Here is an 18,101-nt window from a genome sequence, read left to right as displayed (position 1 = left end):
AAACAAAAATAGGAAATATGATTCGTTCAAGCCAAATGCTGTCCCGTCTGCAACTTGTGCATATCCGATGGGACGGCCGAACGCAGCAAACTAATCAACTGCTCACGCAGTCTCTGGCGAGAATAATCCTGACGCACTGCCAGACGGACTTCCCTCACCGGACGAGGTATACCGAACGGACGCACCAGCTCCTTCTGCGAAAGCGATAATTGCTCCACGGTCAGTTGTGGAATAAACGTAATTCCCTGACCGCTCTCCACCAGTCGCATGAATGCTTCCATGCTACCGCCGGAATATGCCGTCTGACGTTCGTGCAATCCTTTCATCTGACAAAAACGCATGAGTTGATCTCTGAAGCAATGCCCTTCGTCCAACAACCAAAGACGATGAGGATCGACCTCGGTAGTGCGAATTACGTCTTGCTCGAATAGTGGTTCACAGCGCGACACATACCCCAGAAACTCCTCATAATAGAGCAAGTCGTCTTCAAGCCCTTCGGTCTCGGTCTTGGAGGCTATGATAGCCATATCTATATCTCCGGACAGAAGGGACGCCAGACAACGGGATGTCTGCATTTCGCTGACGTGTATTTCCAATCCTGCCAGCTCTTTTTTCCAGATCGGGAGGACGCGAGGCAGGAGATAGGGCGCGATGGTTGGCAAAACGGCTATATTCAGTCTGCCGGTGAGCGATTGCTGCTCTTCCTCGATTATCCGTGTGATACTGTTAAGATCGTACAGTATTTGCTTGGCTTGTGAAATGACAAGCGCACCTATCGGTGTCGGCTCTATCGGCTGTCGGCTCCTGTCGAAAAGCTTAGCACCAAGTTCTTCCTCCAGTTTGAGAATCATGGTGCTGAGCGTAGGCTGCGACACATTGCAGTAATCTGCAGCTTTGGCAAAGTGTCGGAACTTATCCAATGCGGCTATGTATTCGAGCTGCTGTATATTCATGGGGAAGGATTGTTTTGTATTAGGGAAAATAATATCTGCGATACGGGCAGAAGCCGGACAGCTTCCGATGTGATTATTCAGCTATTTCCAAGACTACCGGACAGTGATCCGAGTGGACGGCTTCATTCAATATGTCGGCACCTTTTATTCGGTCGGTCAGATTGTTTGTCACCATACAGTAATCTATGCGCCAGCCCTTATTGCGGCTGCGTGCTTGGAAGCGATAGCTCCACCAAGAGTATAGGACTAACTCCGGATGGGTATGACGAAAAGTATCGACATATCCGTCTGCTAAGAAACGGCTCATCCATTCGCGTTCTTCCGGAAGGAAGCCGCTGTTTTTGGCATTACGGATGGGATCATGAATGTCAATAGGTTCGTGACAGATATTGTAGTCGCCACACAGAATCAAGTTAGGGCGGCTCTTACGGAGTTCATTGACATAGGACTGAAAACGCTCCAGCCATACCATCTTGAAGGCCTGACGCTCATCGCCACTCGTCCCGGATGGATGATAAACGCTCACGACAGAAAGATCGCCGAAGTCGGCACGGATAAAACGACCTTCCGCATCGTATTCTTCCATACCCATACCGTATTCTATATGATCAGGCTGATGCTTTGTGATGATGGCGACACCGCTATATCCTTTCTTTTGGGCCGAAAAAAGATAGGAGCGGTAGCCCAATGCTTCAAATTCTTCTTTTTCGAACTGGTCATTCTGCATCTTGGTTTCCTGCAGGCACAGCACATCAGGATTCTCTTCTCGAAGCCAACCGATCAGATCTTTCTTCATCGCAGCCCGAAGGCCATTGACATTATAACTGATAATTTTCATTCTTCTATATGTTTACACTATCCAAATAATTAGGAAACAGGCTATCTCCCTTTTGTGATCATACCACTTCCGTAGCAGAGATGGTGGTTTTCATCGTAGATCACACAATATTGCCCGGGAGCAATACCCTGGATTCGATCTTCGCTCTCAAGGCGATAGCCTTTTTCGCCCTTATAAAGCAATCCGCGCGTGAATTCGGGTGTATGCCGGATCTTGAACGTCACGGGTGTAGCATCCTCCCGATTCCAATACCCTGCTTCATAAGCATCCTCAGTAATGAAGTCGAAAGTCTCCATCTCTATCGTCTTGCCGTATTGGGTATCAGGGTCGTACCCTCTGCTAACGAGGATGATATTACGTTTGATATCTTTCTTGACTACGAACCAAGGCCCTCCACTGAGTCCCAACCCTTTGCGTTGCCCTATCGTATGAAACCAGTAACCCTGATGTCGGCCTATTACTTTCCCTGTTTCCAGTTCGATTATCCGGCCTTCCTTCTTTCCCAAATAACGTTCTATGAAGTCATTGTAGTCTATCTTTCCAAGAAAGCAAATACCCTGACTGTCTTTTCTTTTGGCACTCGGCAGTCCGGCAGCATTGGCGATAGCACGTACTTCGGACTTCAATAGATGGCCAATGGGGAACATGAGTTTGGATATTTGAGCGAAGTTGATCTGCGCCAAAAAATCCGTTTGGTCTTTGACAGGATCTTTAGCTGTAGACAGATAAGTCTTTCCATTCAGGAGATCGGTTGTGGCATAATGTCCTGTGGCGATTCGATCGAATTGGTAGCCCCAACGCTCTTCGAAACAGCCGAATTTGATCAGCTTATTGCACATCATATCGGGATTGGGAGTCAATCCCCGGCGAACAGTTTCCACCGTATAGCTGACCACACGCTCCCAATACTCCTTGTGGAGATCGACTACCTCAAAGGGGCACCCATAGCGACGAGCAATCAGTGTCGTCAGTTCTATATCCTCTTCTGCCGGACAATCTATATAACCATCCTTATCCTCCATTCCTATCCGGATGTAGAAGATAGCAGGCTTATATCCCTCCTCACAAAGACGATGAACGACTACGGAGCTGTCCACTCCTCCCGACACCAATGCTGCTACATTCATCTGCTTACATCCTTTCGGGCATCTCGATGCCGAGGAGAGCGAAACCTTTCCGCATCGTGAGAGCTACAACCTCGGAAAGAGCCAGACGGAATGCACGGACACGTTCATCTTCCTCCTTGAGCACCGAAAAGTCGTGATAGAACTGGTTGTACTCCTTCACCAAATCGTATATATAGTTTGCTATAAGAGCAGGGCTGTAAGAGCGACCGGCTTCACTGACAACCTCAGCATATTCGCTCACTTTTTGAATCAGAGCCTCCTCCTTCTCGCTCAGGGGAAGGTCCGCAGGCAGCTGAGATGGGATGTCATAGCCCGCAGCCTCTGCACGCCGCATCAGCGAACGAATACGTGCATAAGTGTACTGGACAAAAGAACCCGTATTGCCATTGAAATCAATAGACTCTTTCGGGTTGAAAGTCATGTTCTTACGCGGATCTACTTTGAGGATGAAATACTTGAGAGATCCCAAGCCTACGATACGGGCTACCTCACGAGCTTCCTCTTCGTCCATTTCTGCCGCCTTGCCGGCTTCGGCAGCTATCTCGGCAGCTGTTCTGATCATTTCATCCATCAGATCATCCGCATCAACGACTGTACCTTCGCGACTTTTCATCTTCCCTTCGGGCAACTCCACCATACCGTAGCTGAAGTGTACCAGCCCTTTGCCAAACTCAAAGCCAAGAAGATCCAACAGGATGGACAGGACTTGGAAGTGATAGTTCTGCTCATTGCCGACAACATAGATCATACGGTTGATGGGATAGTCATTGAAACGCATCTTGGCCGTACCTATATCCTGCGTCATGTACACCGATGTGCCATCGGCACGCAAAAGCAATTTTTCATCCAAGCCATCCTTTGTCAGATCCGCCCATACAGAACCATCGGAATGTTTGACAAACAAGCCTTCTTCCAAACCCCTCAGCACTTCTTCCTTACCGACGAGATAGGTCTCGGATTCATAGTATATCTTGTCGAAGTCTACACCCATCATCTTGTATGTGGCATCGAATCCGTCGTATACCCACTGATTCATAGTACGCCAGAGATCGACGACCTTTTCGTCTCCTGCCTCCCACAATCGTAGCATCTCACGAGCTTCAGCCATGAGGGTGCTTGCGGCTTCGGCTTCTTCTTTGCTCTTACCTTCAGCCATAAGGGAATTGAGTTCGGCTTTGTAGTGCTTATCGAAAAGGACATAGAAGTCTCCGATCAGATGATCGCCTTTCTTACCGGCCTTCTCCGGCGTTACACCATCTCCCCACTTTTGCCAAGCGAGCATGGACTTACAGATATGAATGCCTCGGTCGTTTACGATATTAGTCTTGACCACACGATAGCCATTGGCTTTCATGATCTCGGAAAGACTATAACCCAATAGGTTGTTACGTACGTGTCCAAGGTGTAACGGCTTATTGGTATTCGGAGATGAATACTCCACCATTACCAGCGGGCTATCCTCTGTAGCGACCTTATGACCGAAGTTGATGTCCGCTCGGATCTCGTTCAGCAACTCCAACCACACCCTCGGAGCAATGGTCAGATTGAGAAAGCCCTTTACCACTTCGATGGCAGATACTGCCGACTCGTTTGCAAGCAACCATTCTCCTATTTCCGTGGCAGTCGCTTCGGGACTTTTTCGAGACATCTTGACAAAAGGGAAAACCACCAAAGTCAGGTGTCCTTTGAATTCGCGCTTGGTCTTTTGTAATTGAATCTGCCCTTCCATAGGATCTGTTCCGTAAAGGGCTTTCACTGCTGCTGCAGCACTATTCTCCAATTTTTGCAGGATGGACATATATTTCTAATTGTCGTTATCTGTTTTTTCCGTTTAATCTAAATATACACAAAGGTAGGCTTTTTATTGCCTTCCAAGTTAAGAGAAGGTCAGACTGATCACAAAGCCAAAAGCGCATCCGAAGAGGTAAAGAATAAAGGCAAATACAGCCATGGGGTGATCCGAATACGATCACACACAACCTCTTTCTTTCAAAACAGTTGGGATTTCCCTCTTCGGAGGGATATCTGTCAAGGTGAAATCACCCTTTTTGTAGTATCATTCGTCAGATGAAAGGTGTGCTTCCTATCGGCCAACTTCTCCATGGTCAGAAGGAGGCGATCGCAAGTCACCTCATCAGTATTGATCAGGATATGGCTGCGGTCGTGATAGGCAGATATAGCAGCCTCTCCCTCAGAAGGATGCCAATAGAATATTTTGGCAGGCTTCTCTGCCACCGGAGTCTTCCTCAGACCGCGAAGCATCAAGGCAAGGGCTGTACGCGCTTTGATGACGACATTGATCAGTCCATGAAGCAGTGGGTTCATCTTGTTTCTATAGTATTTATCGAAAAACAAACCCATCGCCCCATAGAACGAACGAAGATATTTAACATCGGTGACTGACGAACTCTCTCCTTTGTAATGAAGAATAGGAGTCGGATAGTAATAGTTGTCGTATCCGCCCAATATCAAGCGATAAGAGAGGTCGATATCCTCGCCATACATAAAAAAACGCTCGTCGAGCAAGCCGACCTTATCCAATGCCTCCCGACGCATCAGCATAAAAGCACCGGACAGCACCTCTACTTTGTGCACCTCGTCACGGCTGAGATAACTGAGGTGATAGCGATTGAAACGAGACGAATGCGGAAAGAGTCGGTTAAGCCCGGACAACTTACAGAAGGACACCCATGGAGAAGGAAATCCGCGCTTGCTCTCAGGCAAAAAGCGGCCATGACCATTGAGCATCTTTACGCCCAGTCCGCCTGCATTAGGCTTCGAATCCATAAAGTCCACCACAGTACGCAGTGTACTTTCTCCGATAAGGGTATCGGGATTGAGCAAGAGCACATATTGCCCCTTGCTGAGACGGATAGCCTGATTGTTGGCACGAGAGAAGCCTACATTCTCTTCGTTGGCCACAAAATGAACTTCGGGAAAACGACCTTGAAGATACTCTACCGAACCATCCCCCGAATTATTGTCTACGACCCATACCTCCGTATCGATCCCTTGGGCAGACTTTCGTACGGAAAGAAGGCACTGTTCCAAGAAATACGGAACACGATAATTGACAATAACGATGGATAGTTTCATGAATGCGCTATCCGTGTATTCAGTCCACGATGATCAGATAATAGCTTTTCTTGCCTTTTTGCGCCAGCAGATAGCGGTCGGACAAGAGGTCGCCCTCCCCTACCGTCTGTTCCGCATCGGCTACTTTCTCTTTGTTCAGGCTCACTCCGCCGGCTTTCACCGTCTTGCGCAATTCACCTTTGGACGGGAATATATCGGTAGCATCGGCCAGCAAATCGACCAATGAAATTCCCGTGGCTATCCTGCTGCGCTCCACATGATACTGCGGCACACCGGCAAAGACATCGAGGAGAGTGGCCTCGTCAAGCTTGCGCAATTGCTCTGTAGTACTCTTGCCAAAGAGGATCTCACTGGCTTCGACAGCAGCATCATAGGCTTCACGACTGTGTACCATGACGGTGATCTCTTCTGCCAATCTCTTCTGCAAGGGGCGTAGATGCGGAGCCTCGGCCTGACGATTTGCCAGTTCTGCTATCTCGTCCTGATTCAGTCCCGTGAAGATTTTGATATACTTTTCGGCATCGGCATCGCTCACATTGAGCCAGAACTGGTAGAAGGCATAAGGAGAAGTTCTGGCAGGATCCAGCCAGATGTTGCCGCTCTCCGTTTTTCCAAACTTGCCACCGTCGGCTTTGGTAATAAGCGGACAAGTAAGGGCGAAGGCCTCTCCTCCGTCCTTGCGTCTGATAAGCTCCGTTCCGGTGGTAATGTTACCCCACTGGTCCGAACCACCCATCTGCAAGCGGCAGTCCTCATTCCGATATAGATAGAGATAGTCGTAGCCCTGCAGAAGCTGGTAGGAGAATTCCGTAAAGGACAGACCGGTGCTGCTCTCGGCACTAAGGCGTTTCTTCACAGAATCCTTTGCCATCATATAATTGACGGTAATATGCTTGCCGATGTCCCGAATGAAACCGAGGAAAGAATAGTCCTTCATCCAATCGTAATTGTTCACGAGCTTCGCGGCATTGGGTGCATCGCTATCGAAATCGAGGAACTTGGCCAGTTGCTGCTTGATGCAGTCCTGATTATGCCGAAGAGTGGCTTCGTCCAAGAGAACTCGTTCGGCCGACTTCATCGAAGGATCCCCTATCATTCCCGTAGCACCACCTATAAGAGCGATGGGCCGATGGCCGGCACGCTGGAAATGGCGCAGCATCATCACACCCACGAGGTGCCCGATGTGCAACGAATCAGCCGTAGGGTCAATGCCGACGTATGCCGACGTCATACCTTTGTTCAAGTGTTCCTCTGTACCGGGCATAATATCGTGGATCATACCCCGCCAACGCAGTTCTTCTACAAAGTTCATTTGTTTGTCGTATGTGTATTTTGGAAATGCATCCGAAGCCTACAGCCATGCGGTTGCGGCTCCTTGACGAGCAAAGGTAAGCATAATGCATATATTGCCATTCCTAAACCAAACGAGGATGTCGCAAACCTTATTGCCTGAACGATAACGTCAGTTCGATCCAGCCCCAAGTTCCCTATTTGCACTTAGATCGAACTGACATTCAATACGAGTATAGTCCATTATTATCTGTACCTCAGGAGCAGAGGGAACCGGCCGAAAGCCGGCTTTAGAGAGTTATTCTTTCTCTGCGAGCCATGCTTCGAAGAGAGGTTTCGATCGGTTGGTATAGGTTATGCCGACTGTTAAGAGCCGGGGTGACTTAATGCCCTGCAATCGGCGTTTTCGCCCTAAGACAACCAATACCTGAGACACCGGGGCAACCGGCTCAATACAGTGCCTGAACCCGTACTCGGAAGTCCGAGAAAGTACACATCGCTACGCCCTCCCCCTGCGATGGTTTAGGCTCCAAAAATTGCCGGCTTTACAGCCATGAAAGTGTGGCGCGTAATTTTTTACGTTTTGGCTCGGGAGGGAAAATTTTTACGCGCCAAAGCGAAAAAATTCTCGCGCCGTTTTCTCAGGATTCGCAGACCACAATCCGGGCATTTTCGGTTCGTAATTTATCGAAGTGACAGATTTTACCGCATTAAGATCAGAGATGTCAGTTCGATCTAAGTGCAAATAGGGAAGTCGGGGCTGGATCGAACTGACGACTAACTATACCACAAGGATTATAGCGGTATTCCGTAGAGGATGATGAGCTATCCCGTACAGCTCTTCGAGCTACGCTGTAGGGCTCAGCGAAGTATGCTCTACGGCGTAGCGAGCCGAGCCGTAGGGCCCGGCGCGACAGACTCTACAGCGTAGCTCGAAGAGCCGTAGAGCGTAGCTCGGTACGCTCTACGGCGTGGGTCAAGTAGCTGTAGGGCGTAGCTCGACCTCCCCTCCGAAAAAACAAATCCATCAGCAAGGTCGGGCCTGCTGATGGATCAGGGAAAAATTTATTCTTGTCCTAATAGCTGTAAAGCTTTTGTAGGACGAGACAAAAGTATTTTTAGTAGCAGATATTGCAGGAGCCGCACCGCATGCAGCCTCCGCGGAACCGATGTTCGATAATGTCGCGCAGACGTTCACGAAGTTGCTCGATATGAACCAGCTTGACTACATCATCGGTAAAGGCCACGCTAAGCATAGTCTTGGCTTCAGCCAGAGGAATGCCGCGCTGACGCAGATAGAAGAGAGCGTCGTCGTCCAGCTGCCCCGTAGTCATACCATGCGAACACTTCACATCATCGGCATAGATCTCCAACTGCGGCTTGGAGTACATGCGAGCCGTATCATCCAGAAGGAGGTTACGATTGTTCTGATAAGCTGCCGTTTTTTGTGCCCCTTTCGCCACATAGATTCGTCCGGAGAAAGCTCCCTGCGCCTGCCGGCTGAGAACGTATTTGAAGAGTTCGTTGCTTTGGCAGTTGGGAACGAGGTGCTCTATCCTGCTGTAGTTATCGACATGCTGTTTCCCTTCGGCAATGGCCATTCCACCCAAGGTCAGATCAGCCCCTTCCCCTTCAAGATGGCAGTAGTAGTTGTTGCGTGTCAGACCGTTGTGAATCGTCATGCAGTTGATCGTCACATTCGAATTCTCAGCTTGACGTATATGGACTGAAGCTATACGCTTGGTGTTTTTGCTGCTTTCTTCAAGATCGTACAAGGCAAATCGACTGTTCTCCGCAGCGAATATCTCTACAACTTCCGTTACGAGGAAAGAATGTGTATCCAGCGTGTGTTCGCATATCAGCAGAGAGGCTTCGGCATCTTTGCCCAGGACGATGAGCAACCGACGATTAGCGAGGATCTCCATGTCGGCTCTGAGCAGTTGTACGAGCTGGATCGGATTCTTCAGTACAGCACCATCCGGGAGATATATGACGAATCCATCTTGAGCAAACATCGTGTTGAAAGCAATGATGCCATCGTGATCAGGTGCAGCGGCTTGAGCATAATAACGAGCTGCTATCTCCGGATGGTTGAGGGCAAAATCGCTCAGACTGCCGACAAATGCTCCTTCCGGCAGCTCGGATACGCGACTCCATTCGTTGTCGTACGCATCATTGACAATGTAGCAAAGGTCCGTGTCCAAATCCGGCAACGTACAATGAAAAGCTTCTTTCTGTCTGATTGGGAAATTGACACGATTCAGGTTTACTCCGTAGTCATAACCGAATAGTTCAGACAAATCGGTACGCTGATAGTTCTCGGTGCCATACCGAGGCAACCCCTTCGAGGCGAAAGCCACTGACGCCTTCTCCCGTTGCTCATTGAGCACTCGGGGAGAGTGGCTGTCTATTGCTTCGCGATTCTCTCGGAAGAGTTGCAGATATTGTTCTTCTACCTTCATATCCGATTATTCTCCTATCTCTTCCTTGATCCAGTCGTAGCCTTTTTCTTCGAGCGTGAGAGCCAGTTCGGCTCCTCCCGACTTGACGATGCGCCCCTTGTAAAGGACGTGTACGAAGTCCGGCTTGATATACTCGAGCAAACGCTGGTAGTGGGTGATTACAATAGCAGCATTCTCCGGAGAGCGGAGTCGGTTCACCCCACCGGCTACGATGCGGAGAGCATCGATGTCGAGTCCGCTATCGGTTTCGTCCAAAATAGCCAGTTTGGGTTCGAGCATAGCCATTTGGAAGATTTCGTTTCTCTTTTTTTCTCCACCGGAGAAGCCTTCGTTCACAGAACGGCTGGCCAATTTGTTGTCCAGCTCCACAATAGCACGTTTTTCGCGCATCATCTTGAGGAAGTCGCTTGCCGATACGGGTTCTGCTCCGATCGCTTTCCTGTGTTCATTGACAGCTGCCCTCATGAAATTCACCATACTGACGCCCGGGATCTCAACCGGATATTGGAAGCTGAGAAAGAGTCCGAGGTGTGCACGTTCTTCCGGTTCGAGTTCGAGCAGATCGATTCCATTGAATGTCACCTCTCCTTCCGTGACTTCAAAAGAGGGATGTCCCACCAAAACGGAAGAGAGCGTACTTTTTCCTGATCCGTTAGGCCCCATGATGGCATGAATCTCTCCGGCATTGATCTCCAGATCGATCCCTTTCAATATCTCTTTGCCCTGTACTGTGGCGTGGAGGTTCTTTATCTTAAGCATACTTGAGTGTTTTTTATTTTGAAATGATTGCAGAGATCTCTATCCGACCGATCCTTCCAGAGAGATACTAAGTAGTTTCTGTGCCTCTACGGCAAACTCCATAGGCAGCTTGTTCATTACCTCTTTGGCATAACCATTGACGATCAGTCCCACGGCCTCTTCCGTACCGATTCCTCTCTGATTGCAGTAGAATATCTGCTCTTCGCTGATCTTGGATGTCGTAGCCTCATGCTCGATGATAGCCGTGTCGTTTTGGACATCTGCATAAGGATATGTATGTGCGCCACAATGGTCGCTAAGGAGCAAGCTGTCGCATTGCGAATGGTTACGGGCATTGACCGCATTCTTGGAGATCTTGACCAATCCGCGGTAGCTGTTCTGGCTGGAACCGGCCGATATACCTTTCGACACGATGCGACTGCGAGTGTTTTTGCCAAGATGGATCATCTTCGTTCCCGTATCTGCCTGCTGGAAATTATTGGTAACAGCTACGGAGTAAAATTCCGCTATCGAATTGTCGCCACGCAGGACACAACTGGGATATTTCCATGTGATGGCAGAACCTGTCTCGACCTGTGTCCAGGATATTTTGGAATTATCGCCTTTGCAGACACCTCGCTTTGTGACGAAGTTGTAGATACCGCCCTTGCCTTCTTTGTCGCCGGGATACCAATTCTGTACCGTAGAATACTTGACTTCCGCATTGGTCTCGGCAATGATCTCCACGATTGCAGCATGAAGTTGATTTTCATCTCGCTGGGGAGCCGTACAGCCTTCAAGATAGCTCACATAAGAATCCTCATCGGCAACGATCAGCGTTCGTTCGAACTGCCCTGTATTGGCTGCATTGATTCGGAAATAGGTAGAAAGCTCCATCGGACATCTGACGCCTTTGGGGATATACACAAAGGAGCCGTCGCTAAATACGGCAGAGTTGAGAGCTGCAAAGAAGTTGTCCTTACTGCTAACGACCGTACCCAGATATTTCTTGACCAAATCGGGGAAATCCTTCACGGCCTCGCTGAAAGAACAGAAGATGATTCCTTTCTCTGCCAGTTTTTCTTTGAAAGTTGTTTTCACCGATACGCTGTCCATCACTGCATCCACAGCCATTCCGCTCAAAATCTTCTGCTCTTCGAGCGGAATGCCGAGCTTGTCGAATGTCTTCAGTAGTTCGGGATCCACTTCGTCCAGACTCTTGGGACCCTTTTTCTTTTTCGGAGCGGCGTAATAGATAATATCTTGGTAGTCTATCGGTGGGATATTGAGGTGTGCCCAGTCGGGCTCTTTCATGGTGAGCCAGTGTCTATAGGCATTCAGGCGGAATTCGAGAAGCCACTCCGGCTCTTCCTTCTTCGCAGATATGAGACGGACAGTGTCTTCGGAAAGCCCGCGTCCTATAGTTTCTGTTTCGATGTCGGTTACGAAGCCGTATTTATATTCACTGCCTGTAACCTCATCCAATATATTATTGTTATTGTTCTCTTGCATATTTGAAGTCTCTGAGTAAGCTCTTTACGGATTTCAATTCATAAACAGCCGATGGGGGCTAAAGGTTGGGACTATGTTTTTTACATGGTCGTACAGTATCGAAGTATTGCGGAGGGACGGATTGTCGCTGTCTGTTCCATCTCTTGAAAAGACATTGTCGGCAATCAGAAAAAGATAGCTCATCAGAATAGCTGCTATACCTATCCCGACTATTCCGCCGGCCAAGTGATTGAGAAAGCCGATAGGAGTCTTGCCAACGATTTTCGAGACCTTATTGCCGACCATCGGGATGATAATCAAAATAGCCAGAAACCCAATGATCAAAGCAAAAGTATGAGCCACGCCTCGAGAAAGGCCGAAAAAGGGCCCGATCCACGTCTCTATGGGAACGGCTAATAAGGTGCAGCCATACGTGGCAACGACTATGGTTATAAGCGAAACTGCCTGTTTGATGATACCATCAAACAGGCCTTTCAGTAATCCTATCGCCATTATTATCAGTATGGCTAAATCGATCGCGTTCATGGGTGGTACCCCGTCGGTTCGATTTTAGAGAGTCTTCTTGATTTCGATCTCGTCGAAAGCTTCGATTATATCACCATCTTGGATGTCGTTCGAGTGAGCCAGATTAAGACCACATTCGAGTCCGGCTACCACTTCCTTGGCATCGTCCTTGAATCGTTTCAGAGAGCCAAGCTCTCCGGTGTGGATCACTATACCGTCGCGTATGAGACGAACCTTGCTTGTTCGCTTGACCTTACCTTCCTTGACCATACAGCCGGCGATCGTACCGACCTTACTGATCTTAAAGGTCTGCAATACTTCCAGAGAGCCGGTGACCTCCTCGCGGATCTCAGGCGAAAGCATACCCTCCATGGCAGACTTGATGTCTTCGATCGTGTCGTAGATAATAGAATAGGTACGGATCTCTACGCCATCGGTTTCCGCTTGCTTGCGAGCAGCTACGCTGGGACGAACCTGGAATCCGATGATAATGGCAGATGAAGCAGCTGCAAGCACCACATCCGACTCGGAAATCTGTCCCACTGCTTTGTGGATGACATTGACTTGGATTTCCTCTGTAGAGAGGCGAATGAGCGAATCGGACAAGGCTTCTACCGAGCCGTCCACGTCACCTTTGACGATCAGATTAAGCTCTTGGAAGTTGCCTATCGCACGGCGACGGCTGATGTCTTCGAGCGTGAGTATCTTGTGCGTACGCAGTCCCTGCTCGCGTTGGAGTTGCTCTCGGCGGTTAGCTATTTCGCGAGCCTCCTGCTCCGTCTCCAATACATTGAAAGTATCACCGGCAGCCGGTGCACCGTTCAGACCGAGGATAAGCACCGGTTCGGACGGTCCCGCTTGCTTCACGCGCTGATTCCGTTCGTTGAACATGGCTTTGATACGTCCGTGGCAGGTACCGGCCAGCACCACATCGCCCATATTGAGCGTACCGTTCTGTACCATGACGGTAGAGACATAACCCCTTCCCTTGTCCAGAGAAGATTCGATGACGGAGCCAATGGCACGGCGGTTCGGATTGGCTTTCAGCTCCAAAATGTCTGCTTCGAGCAAAACCTTCTCCAGCAATTCGGTGATATTGAGGCCTTTCTTGGCCGAGATCTCCTGACTTTGATATTTGCCACCCCAGTCCTCAACGAGGTAGTTCATGTTTGCAAGCTGCTCTTTGATCCTCTCCGGATTGGCAGCCGGTTTGTCTATCTTATTGATGGCAAATACCATCGGTACACCTGCCGCCGAAGCATGATTGATGGCTTCGACAGTCTGTGGCATCACATCGTCGTCAGCAGCAACGATAATGATGGCAATATCCGTAATCTTCGCACCACGGGCACGCATAGCCGTAAAGGCCTCGTGTCCCGGCGTATCCAAAAATGTAATACGGCGGCCGCTGGGAAGTTTCAGACCATAGGCTCCGATGTGCTGGGTGATACCCCCTGCTTCCCCTTCGATCACATTCGTATTCCTAATGCGGTCCAGTAATGAAGTTTTACCGTGGTCTACGTGTCCCATGACCGTAACGATCGGAGGACGGGCTACGAGGTCTTCCTCATTATCCTCTTCGGGAGCAATGGCTTCTACCAAATCCGCGCTGACGAACTCCGTCTTGAAGCCAAATTCTTCGGCTACGATATTGATCGTTTCGGCATCGAGACGCTGATTGATCCCCACCATCATGCCGATACTCATACAGGTGGCGATGACTTCGTTCACGGGGACGTCCATCATATTGGACAGGTCGCTTACGGTAACGAATTCGGTCAGCTTCAGTGTGTGCTGCTCTTCGCTGTTCAGCTCCATGGCATCCTGAGCTGCGCGAGAAGCCGCATCACGCTTGTCCTTCCTGTATTTGGCTCCACGCCCGAGCGTGGTACTTGTCTTTTTCGTCGTGAGGCGTGCCAGCGTCTCTTTTACTTGTCTCTGTACATCTTCGTCCGAGATCTCCACCTTGGGAGGGATAGACTGACGCTTGTTGTTCTTGCGACCTCCTGAAGCATTGGACTGCTGCTGAGTCGGACGGTTGTTCTTATTGCCGGACGGATGGCTTCCTCCTCCGGCATTACGTTTGCCCTGCTCCCCACTCACCTTTGCCGCCTCTTTCTTGACATCTACGGCAGCTTTGTTGATGCGCTTGCGTTTCTTCTTGCCATCGGCATCGTTCTGCTCACGCTGGCGATCTTCCTTCGTCTTCTTTTTGGGACGTGTGGATGAATTGATCGAAGAGAGGTCTATCTTTCCGACTACCTTTACTTGAGGCTCCTGCGTATTGGTTTTGAGGCGGAAAACCTCTTCGGTGTCTTCTTTTTTCTCCATCTCTTGAGCAGGAGGAGTTTCGGCTTCTTGAGGTTTCTGTGTCACGACCGGCTGCTGTGGTTTCTCCGCAGGTTTTTCGACCGGCTTGGTTACAGGAACTACCTGTACAGGTTCTTCCCGTTTGGGTTCTTCCCGTTTAGGCTCTTCTTGCTTCGGTTTTTCTTCCTTGGGCTTATCTTCCTTGACGGGAACGACCTTTGTTTCCTCTTTTACAGGTGCAGTTTCTTTGGCGGGTTTGTCCTCACGCACGATGTCAGGCTCCTTGCCCTTGGGCGAAGGAGCCGGTGCAGCCGGCTTTTCGGTCTCTACTTTCCCTTTGATCGTGAAGCGAGGTCGCATGTCCTGGGGTACTTCCGTAGCTATTACCTGAGCTTCTTTCGCTGCCGTCCCCGCGGTTTCCTCTTTGGCGGACGGAGCAGATGCAGGAGCACCTTGCTTTTGCTTGACGAATTTCTTGCGAATGCGCTCGGTCTCACCCTTGGGCAGCGACTTGCCAAATTCGGTCAGCAGCAGATCGAACTCTTCATTCTCAATGCGAACATTGGGATTGTTGTCCTCCACATCGAAGCCTTTTTTCCGAAGAAAGCCGGCGAGGGAGCCTACTCCTACATTTAACTCTTTAGCTAAGCTGAATAATTTTATTGACATACTAACCTTTTCTTCTTCTGTGATTTATGCTGCACTTTTGTGAGGATTGTACTATGAGATGAGGGATGGGGAGGAGATCGCTTTTGTTCTTCTTACTCTTGCTTCAGGTCGTCTTCCGCAGAGAAATTGTCCATATCGTCCAAATCGTCCGAATCAGCACCTTGGTCATCAGTCACCTGATCCTCATCGGCAAATTCGGCACTCAGGACTCCGAGTACATAGTCTATCGTGGAGTCTTCCAAATCCGTCTCCTTGATCAGATCTTCCCTATTCTTGTTGAGTACGCTCTTGGCCGTGTTGCAGCCGATATTCTTGAATATGTCGATGATCCACTGGTCGATCTCGTCGTTGAATTCGTCCAGATAGATGTCCTCTTCGTCCATATCGTCTATGTCGCGGAACACTTCGATCTGATAACCCGTCAGCCCCGATGCCAGCTTGATGTTCGAAGCATTCTTACCGATGGCCAAAGGCACTTCTTCGGGACGCAGGAATACTTCGGCCTTATGCTCTGCTTCGAGCAGGCGAATCGAAGATATACGTGCCGGACTGAGTGCTCGCTGGATGAAGAGGGCGGTGTTCGTCGTGTACTGCGTAACGTCGATATTCTCGCCTCTCAGTTCGCGTACGATGCCTCGTATGCGCGAACCGTTCATACCCACACAGGCTCCTACGGGGTCGATACGATCGTCGTAAGACTCTACGGCCATCTTGGCTCTCTCTCCCGGGATGCGGGCTACGCAGCGGATGGTGATCAGACCATCGGCAATCTCCGGCACATTCAGCTCGAAAAGCCTCTTGAGGAACTCTCCGCTTGTACGCGATACGATGATCTTGGGATTGTTATTGGTATTCTCCACGCGCTCCACAACGGCATGAACGGTCTCACCTTTGCGGAAAAAGTCGCTTGGGATCTGTTCGCTCTTCGGCATCAGGAGTTCGTTGCCATCGTCGTCAATAAGCAGAGCCTCGCGCTTCCATACCTGATATACTTCAGCCGAAATGAGCTGCCCGATACGTTCCGTGAATGTATTGAACAGGTTTTCCTTCTGAAGCTCCATAATTTTGCTGGAGAGAGCTTGGCGAAGATTGAGAATGGCACGGCGACCGAAGGAAGCGAAATTCACGGAGTCCGTTACTTCCTCCCCGACCTCCGCCTCGGGGTCGATCTCGTGAGCATCCGACAGAGACACCTCGCGGCTTTCGTCCTCTACGGCACCGTCTTCTACTACCTGACGGGTGCGCCATATTTCGAAGTCGCCTTTCTCGGGATTGATGATTACGTCGAAGTTGTCGTCCGATCCGAAGATTTTTGCCAGAACATTCCGGAAGGAATCCTCCAGGACGTTGATCATCGTCTCTTTATCAATGTTTTTCAGCTCTTTGAATTCTGCCAGCGATTCTATCATGCTGATCGTCTCTTGCTTCTTGGCCATAGGACTCTCTTTATGGTGTATTCTCTTGATTCTTTTTTATTATTTCTTATATGACGCGCACGGCCTGTTTGATGTCGGCCATGACTATTGTCAGCTCTTGAGTTTCAGGCTTTTTGCGCTTGGCTCCTTCCGGCTTCACCATGCGCACCACCTCCAGCTTGATTGCTTCGGGAGTGACAGCAACAAGGCGACCGGTCTCCTTCATCCCATTGGTCAGCAGTACAGACAGCTCGCTATCGATGCAGTTCTCCCACTGGCGCATCACTTTCAGAGGAGACGTCAGTCCGGCCGAGCCTACTTCCAGTTCGTAGTCTTCTATATCCCGATCCACTTGGGATTCGATGTGCCGACTCAGTGCTACGCACTCATCTATGCAGACCCCTCGTGCGCTATCCAGCTCTACGACGATTCTGTTGCCCGGATGTATCGCCACCTCCACGAGGAAAGTCTCCCCTATGGACAGATAGTCCGAAACGATCCGAACGATTTGTTCTCTGTCTATCATCTCGCTCTGTACTTACTTAGACATTGGGATAAACAAAAAGGAGGAACCTTGATCGGGTCGCCTCCTCCATCCATCCGTAACAGCTGCAAAGGTAATCTTTTTTTACTATGGAACAAATAGCTTGTCTTTGCTATTTTTCAGCATCGTACACCTATTTATATATAGCGTGGGCAGATGCGTGCTGTAGCCTTCACTGTCGAAAACTTTTTGGGTAGACGAGCGAAACCCGCTTTCCTATAATTGCGGTGCAGAAAAATGCCTGCTTATGGAGCTGAAAAACATGGCGCGAAAAAAGATCAGAAGTTAGACCAAAAGCAAAAAAATCTCGCCTGTAAAAAATTTTCTTTTCGTTCGAGTTTCTGAGATTTCAGGCTCGGCAATTCTCCGTTTTGCGGTGCCAAAAACAAGCCGACGCGTCCTCTCCGATAAGCAATTGACGTGTACTGAAAAAAGTTGACAGTTGGGCGGGATAGTTCTACAATTGGTTTACCAGTTCTTTCTATAATTCTACTTTAGGTTGACAGCCTTTACCCTTAGGTCTAATTTCGGTTGACACGAGCAAAGTTAGCTTTTTGTCTGACATTCATTCTTCGGTATAGCTCGGGGGCAATCTCCGGCCAATGTTCGATCCTTGCCAGTAAGGGATTTTCAGACTCCGGTG

14 protein-coding genes are annotated in these 18,101 nt (G+C 49.4%); 1 reads left to right on the top strand and 13 read right to left on the bottom strand.

Annotation, left to right across the window (positions count from 1 at the left end; translation table 11 throughout):
* Positions 1 to 26 precede the first annotated feature (26 nt).
* The 6 genes from F452_RS0103195 to tyrS form a co-directional block, all read right to left on the bottom strand.
* Positions 27 to 953, bottom strand: coding sequence for a hydrogen peroxide-inducible genes activator (locus F452_RS0103195; RefSeq protein ID WP_018964805.1), 927 nt, complete (start codon positions 951 to 953; stop codon positions 27 to 29).
* Positions 954 to 1,026: 73 nt separating this feature from the next.
* The gene (locus F452_RS0103190; RefSeq protein ID WP_018964804.1) at positions 1,027 to 1,791 is read right to left on the bottom strand and encodes an exodeoxyribonuclease III; all 765 of its coding nucleotides are present in this window, start codon (positions 1,789 to 1,791) and stop codon (positions 1,027 to 1,029) included.
* A gap of 41 nt (positions 1,792 to 1,832) precedes the next feature.
* Positions 1,833 to 2,918 (bottom strand): tRNA 2-thiouridine(34) synthase MnmA, encoded by a 1,086-nt coding sequence (gene mnmA, locus F452_RS0103185; RefSeq protein ID WP_018964803.1) that lies wholly within the window; start codon positions 2,916 to 2,918, stop codon positions 1,833 to 1,835.
* 4 nt (positions 2,919 to 2,922) lie between these two features.
* The gene (argS, locus tag F452_RS0103180) at positions 2,923 to 4,716 is read right to left on the bottom strand and encodes an arginine--tRNA ligase (protein WP_018964802.1); all 1,794 of its coding nucleotides are present in this window, start codon (positions 4,714 to 4,716) and stop codon (positions 2,923 to 2,925) included.
* A 230-nt stretch (positions 4,717 to 4,946) separates the two neighbouring features.
* On the bottom strand, positions 4,947 to 6,014 hold the full coding sequence (locus tag F452_RS0103175; protein WP_018964801.1) for a glycosyltransferase family 2 protein: 1,068 nt from the start codon (positions 6,012 to 6,014) through the stop codon (positions 4,947 to 4,949).
* A 19-nt stretch (positions 6,015 to 6,033) separates the two neighbouring features.
* Positions 6,034 to 7,326, bottom strand: coding sequence for a tyrosine--tRNA ligase (gene tyrS / locus F452_RS0103170; RefSeq protein ID WP_018964800.1), 1,293 nt, complete (start codon positions 7,324 to 7,326; stop codon positions 6,034 to 6,036).
* A 531-nt stretch (positions 7,327 to 7,857) separates the two neighbouring features.
* Here tyrS and F452_RS11890 point away from each other — a divergent pair.
* Complete coding sequence (locus F452_RS11890) at positions 7,858 to 8,043, top strand: DUF1661 domain-containing protein (protein ID WP_155259035.1); 186 nt, start codon at positions 7,858 to 7,860, stop codon at positions 8,041 to 8,043.
* 379 nt (positions 8,044 to 8,422) lie between these two features.
* Here the strand turns inward: F452_RS11890 and sufD are convergent, their stop codons facing one another.
* The 7 genes from sufD to rimP form a co-directional block, all read right to left on the bottom strand.
* A complete protein-coding gene (gene sufD, locus F452_RS0103165; protein WP_018964799.1) occupies positions 8,423 to 9,766 on the bottom strand; it encodes a Fe-S cluster assembly protein SufD in 1,344 nt (447 codons plus the stop codon).
* A gap of 6 nt (positions 9,767 to 9,772) precedes the next feature.
* Complete coding sequence (sufC, locus tag F452_RS0103160; protein ID WP_004583906.1) at positions 9,773 to 10,525, bottom strand: Fe-S cluster assembly ATPase SufC; 753 nt, start codon at positions 10,523 to 10,525, stop codon at positions 9,773 to 9,775.
* 39 nt (positions 10,526 to 10,564) lie between these two features.
* The gene (gene sufB / locus F452_RS0103155) at positions 10,565 to 12,016 is read right to left on the bottom strand and encodes a Fe-S cluster assembly protein SufB (RefSeq protein ID WP_018964798.1); all 1,452 of its coding nucleotides are present in this window, start codon (positions 12,014 to 12,016) and stop codon (positions 10,565 to 10,567) included.
* Between the two features lie 33 nt (positions 12,017 to 12,049).
* Complete coding sequence (locus F452_RS0103150; RefSeq protein ID WP_018964797.1) at positions 12,050 to 12,541, bottom strand: CvpA family protein; 492 nt, start codon at positions 12,539 to 12,541, stop codon at positions 12,050 to 12,052.
* A gap of 24 nt (positions 12,542 to 12,565) precedes the next feature.
* Positions 12,566 to 15,499 carry a translation initiation factor IF-2 gene (infB, locus tag F452_RS0103145; RefSeq protein ID WP_026292145.1) on the bottom strand — a complete coding sequence of 978 codons (2,934 nt, stop codon included), beginning with the start codon at positions 15,497 to 15,499 and terminating at the stop codon, positions 12,566 to 12,568.
* Between the two features lie 92 nt (positions 15,500 to 15,591).
* Positions 15,592 to 16,935, bottom strand: a complete 1,344-nt coding sequence (nusA, locus tag F452_RS0103140) for a transcription termination factor NusA (protein WP_018964795.1) — start codon at positions 16,933 to 16,935, stop codon at positions 15,592 to 15,594.
* 46 nt (positions 16,936 to 16,981) lie between these two features.
* On the bottom strand, positions 16,982 to 17,440 hold the full coding sequence (rimP, locus tag F452_RS0103135; protein ID WP_018964794.1) for a ribosome assembly cofactor RimP: 459 nt from the start codon (positions 17,438 to 17,440) through the stop codon (positions 16,982 to 16,984).
* Positions 17,441 to 18,101: the final 661 nt, after the last annotated feature.

The organism is Porphyromonas gulae DSM 15663, from assembly GCF_000378065.1.
In the GTDB taxonomy this organism is placed as follows: domain Bacteria; phylum Bacteroidota; class Bacteroidia; order Bacteroidales; family Porphyromonadaceae; genus Porphyromonas; species Porphyromonas gulae.
The sequence above is the reverse complement of the archived record's forward strand: the minus strand, read 5'-3'. Positions and strand labels throughout refer to the sequence as shown.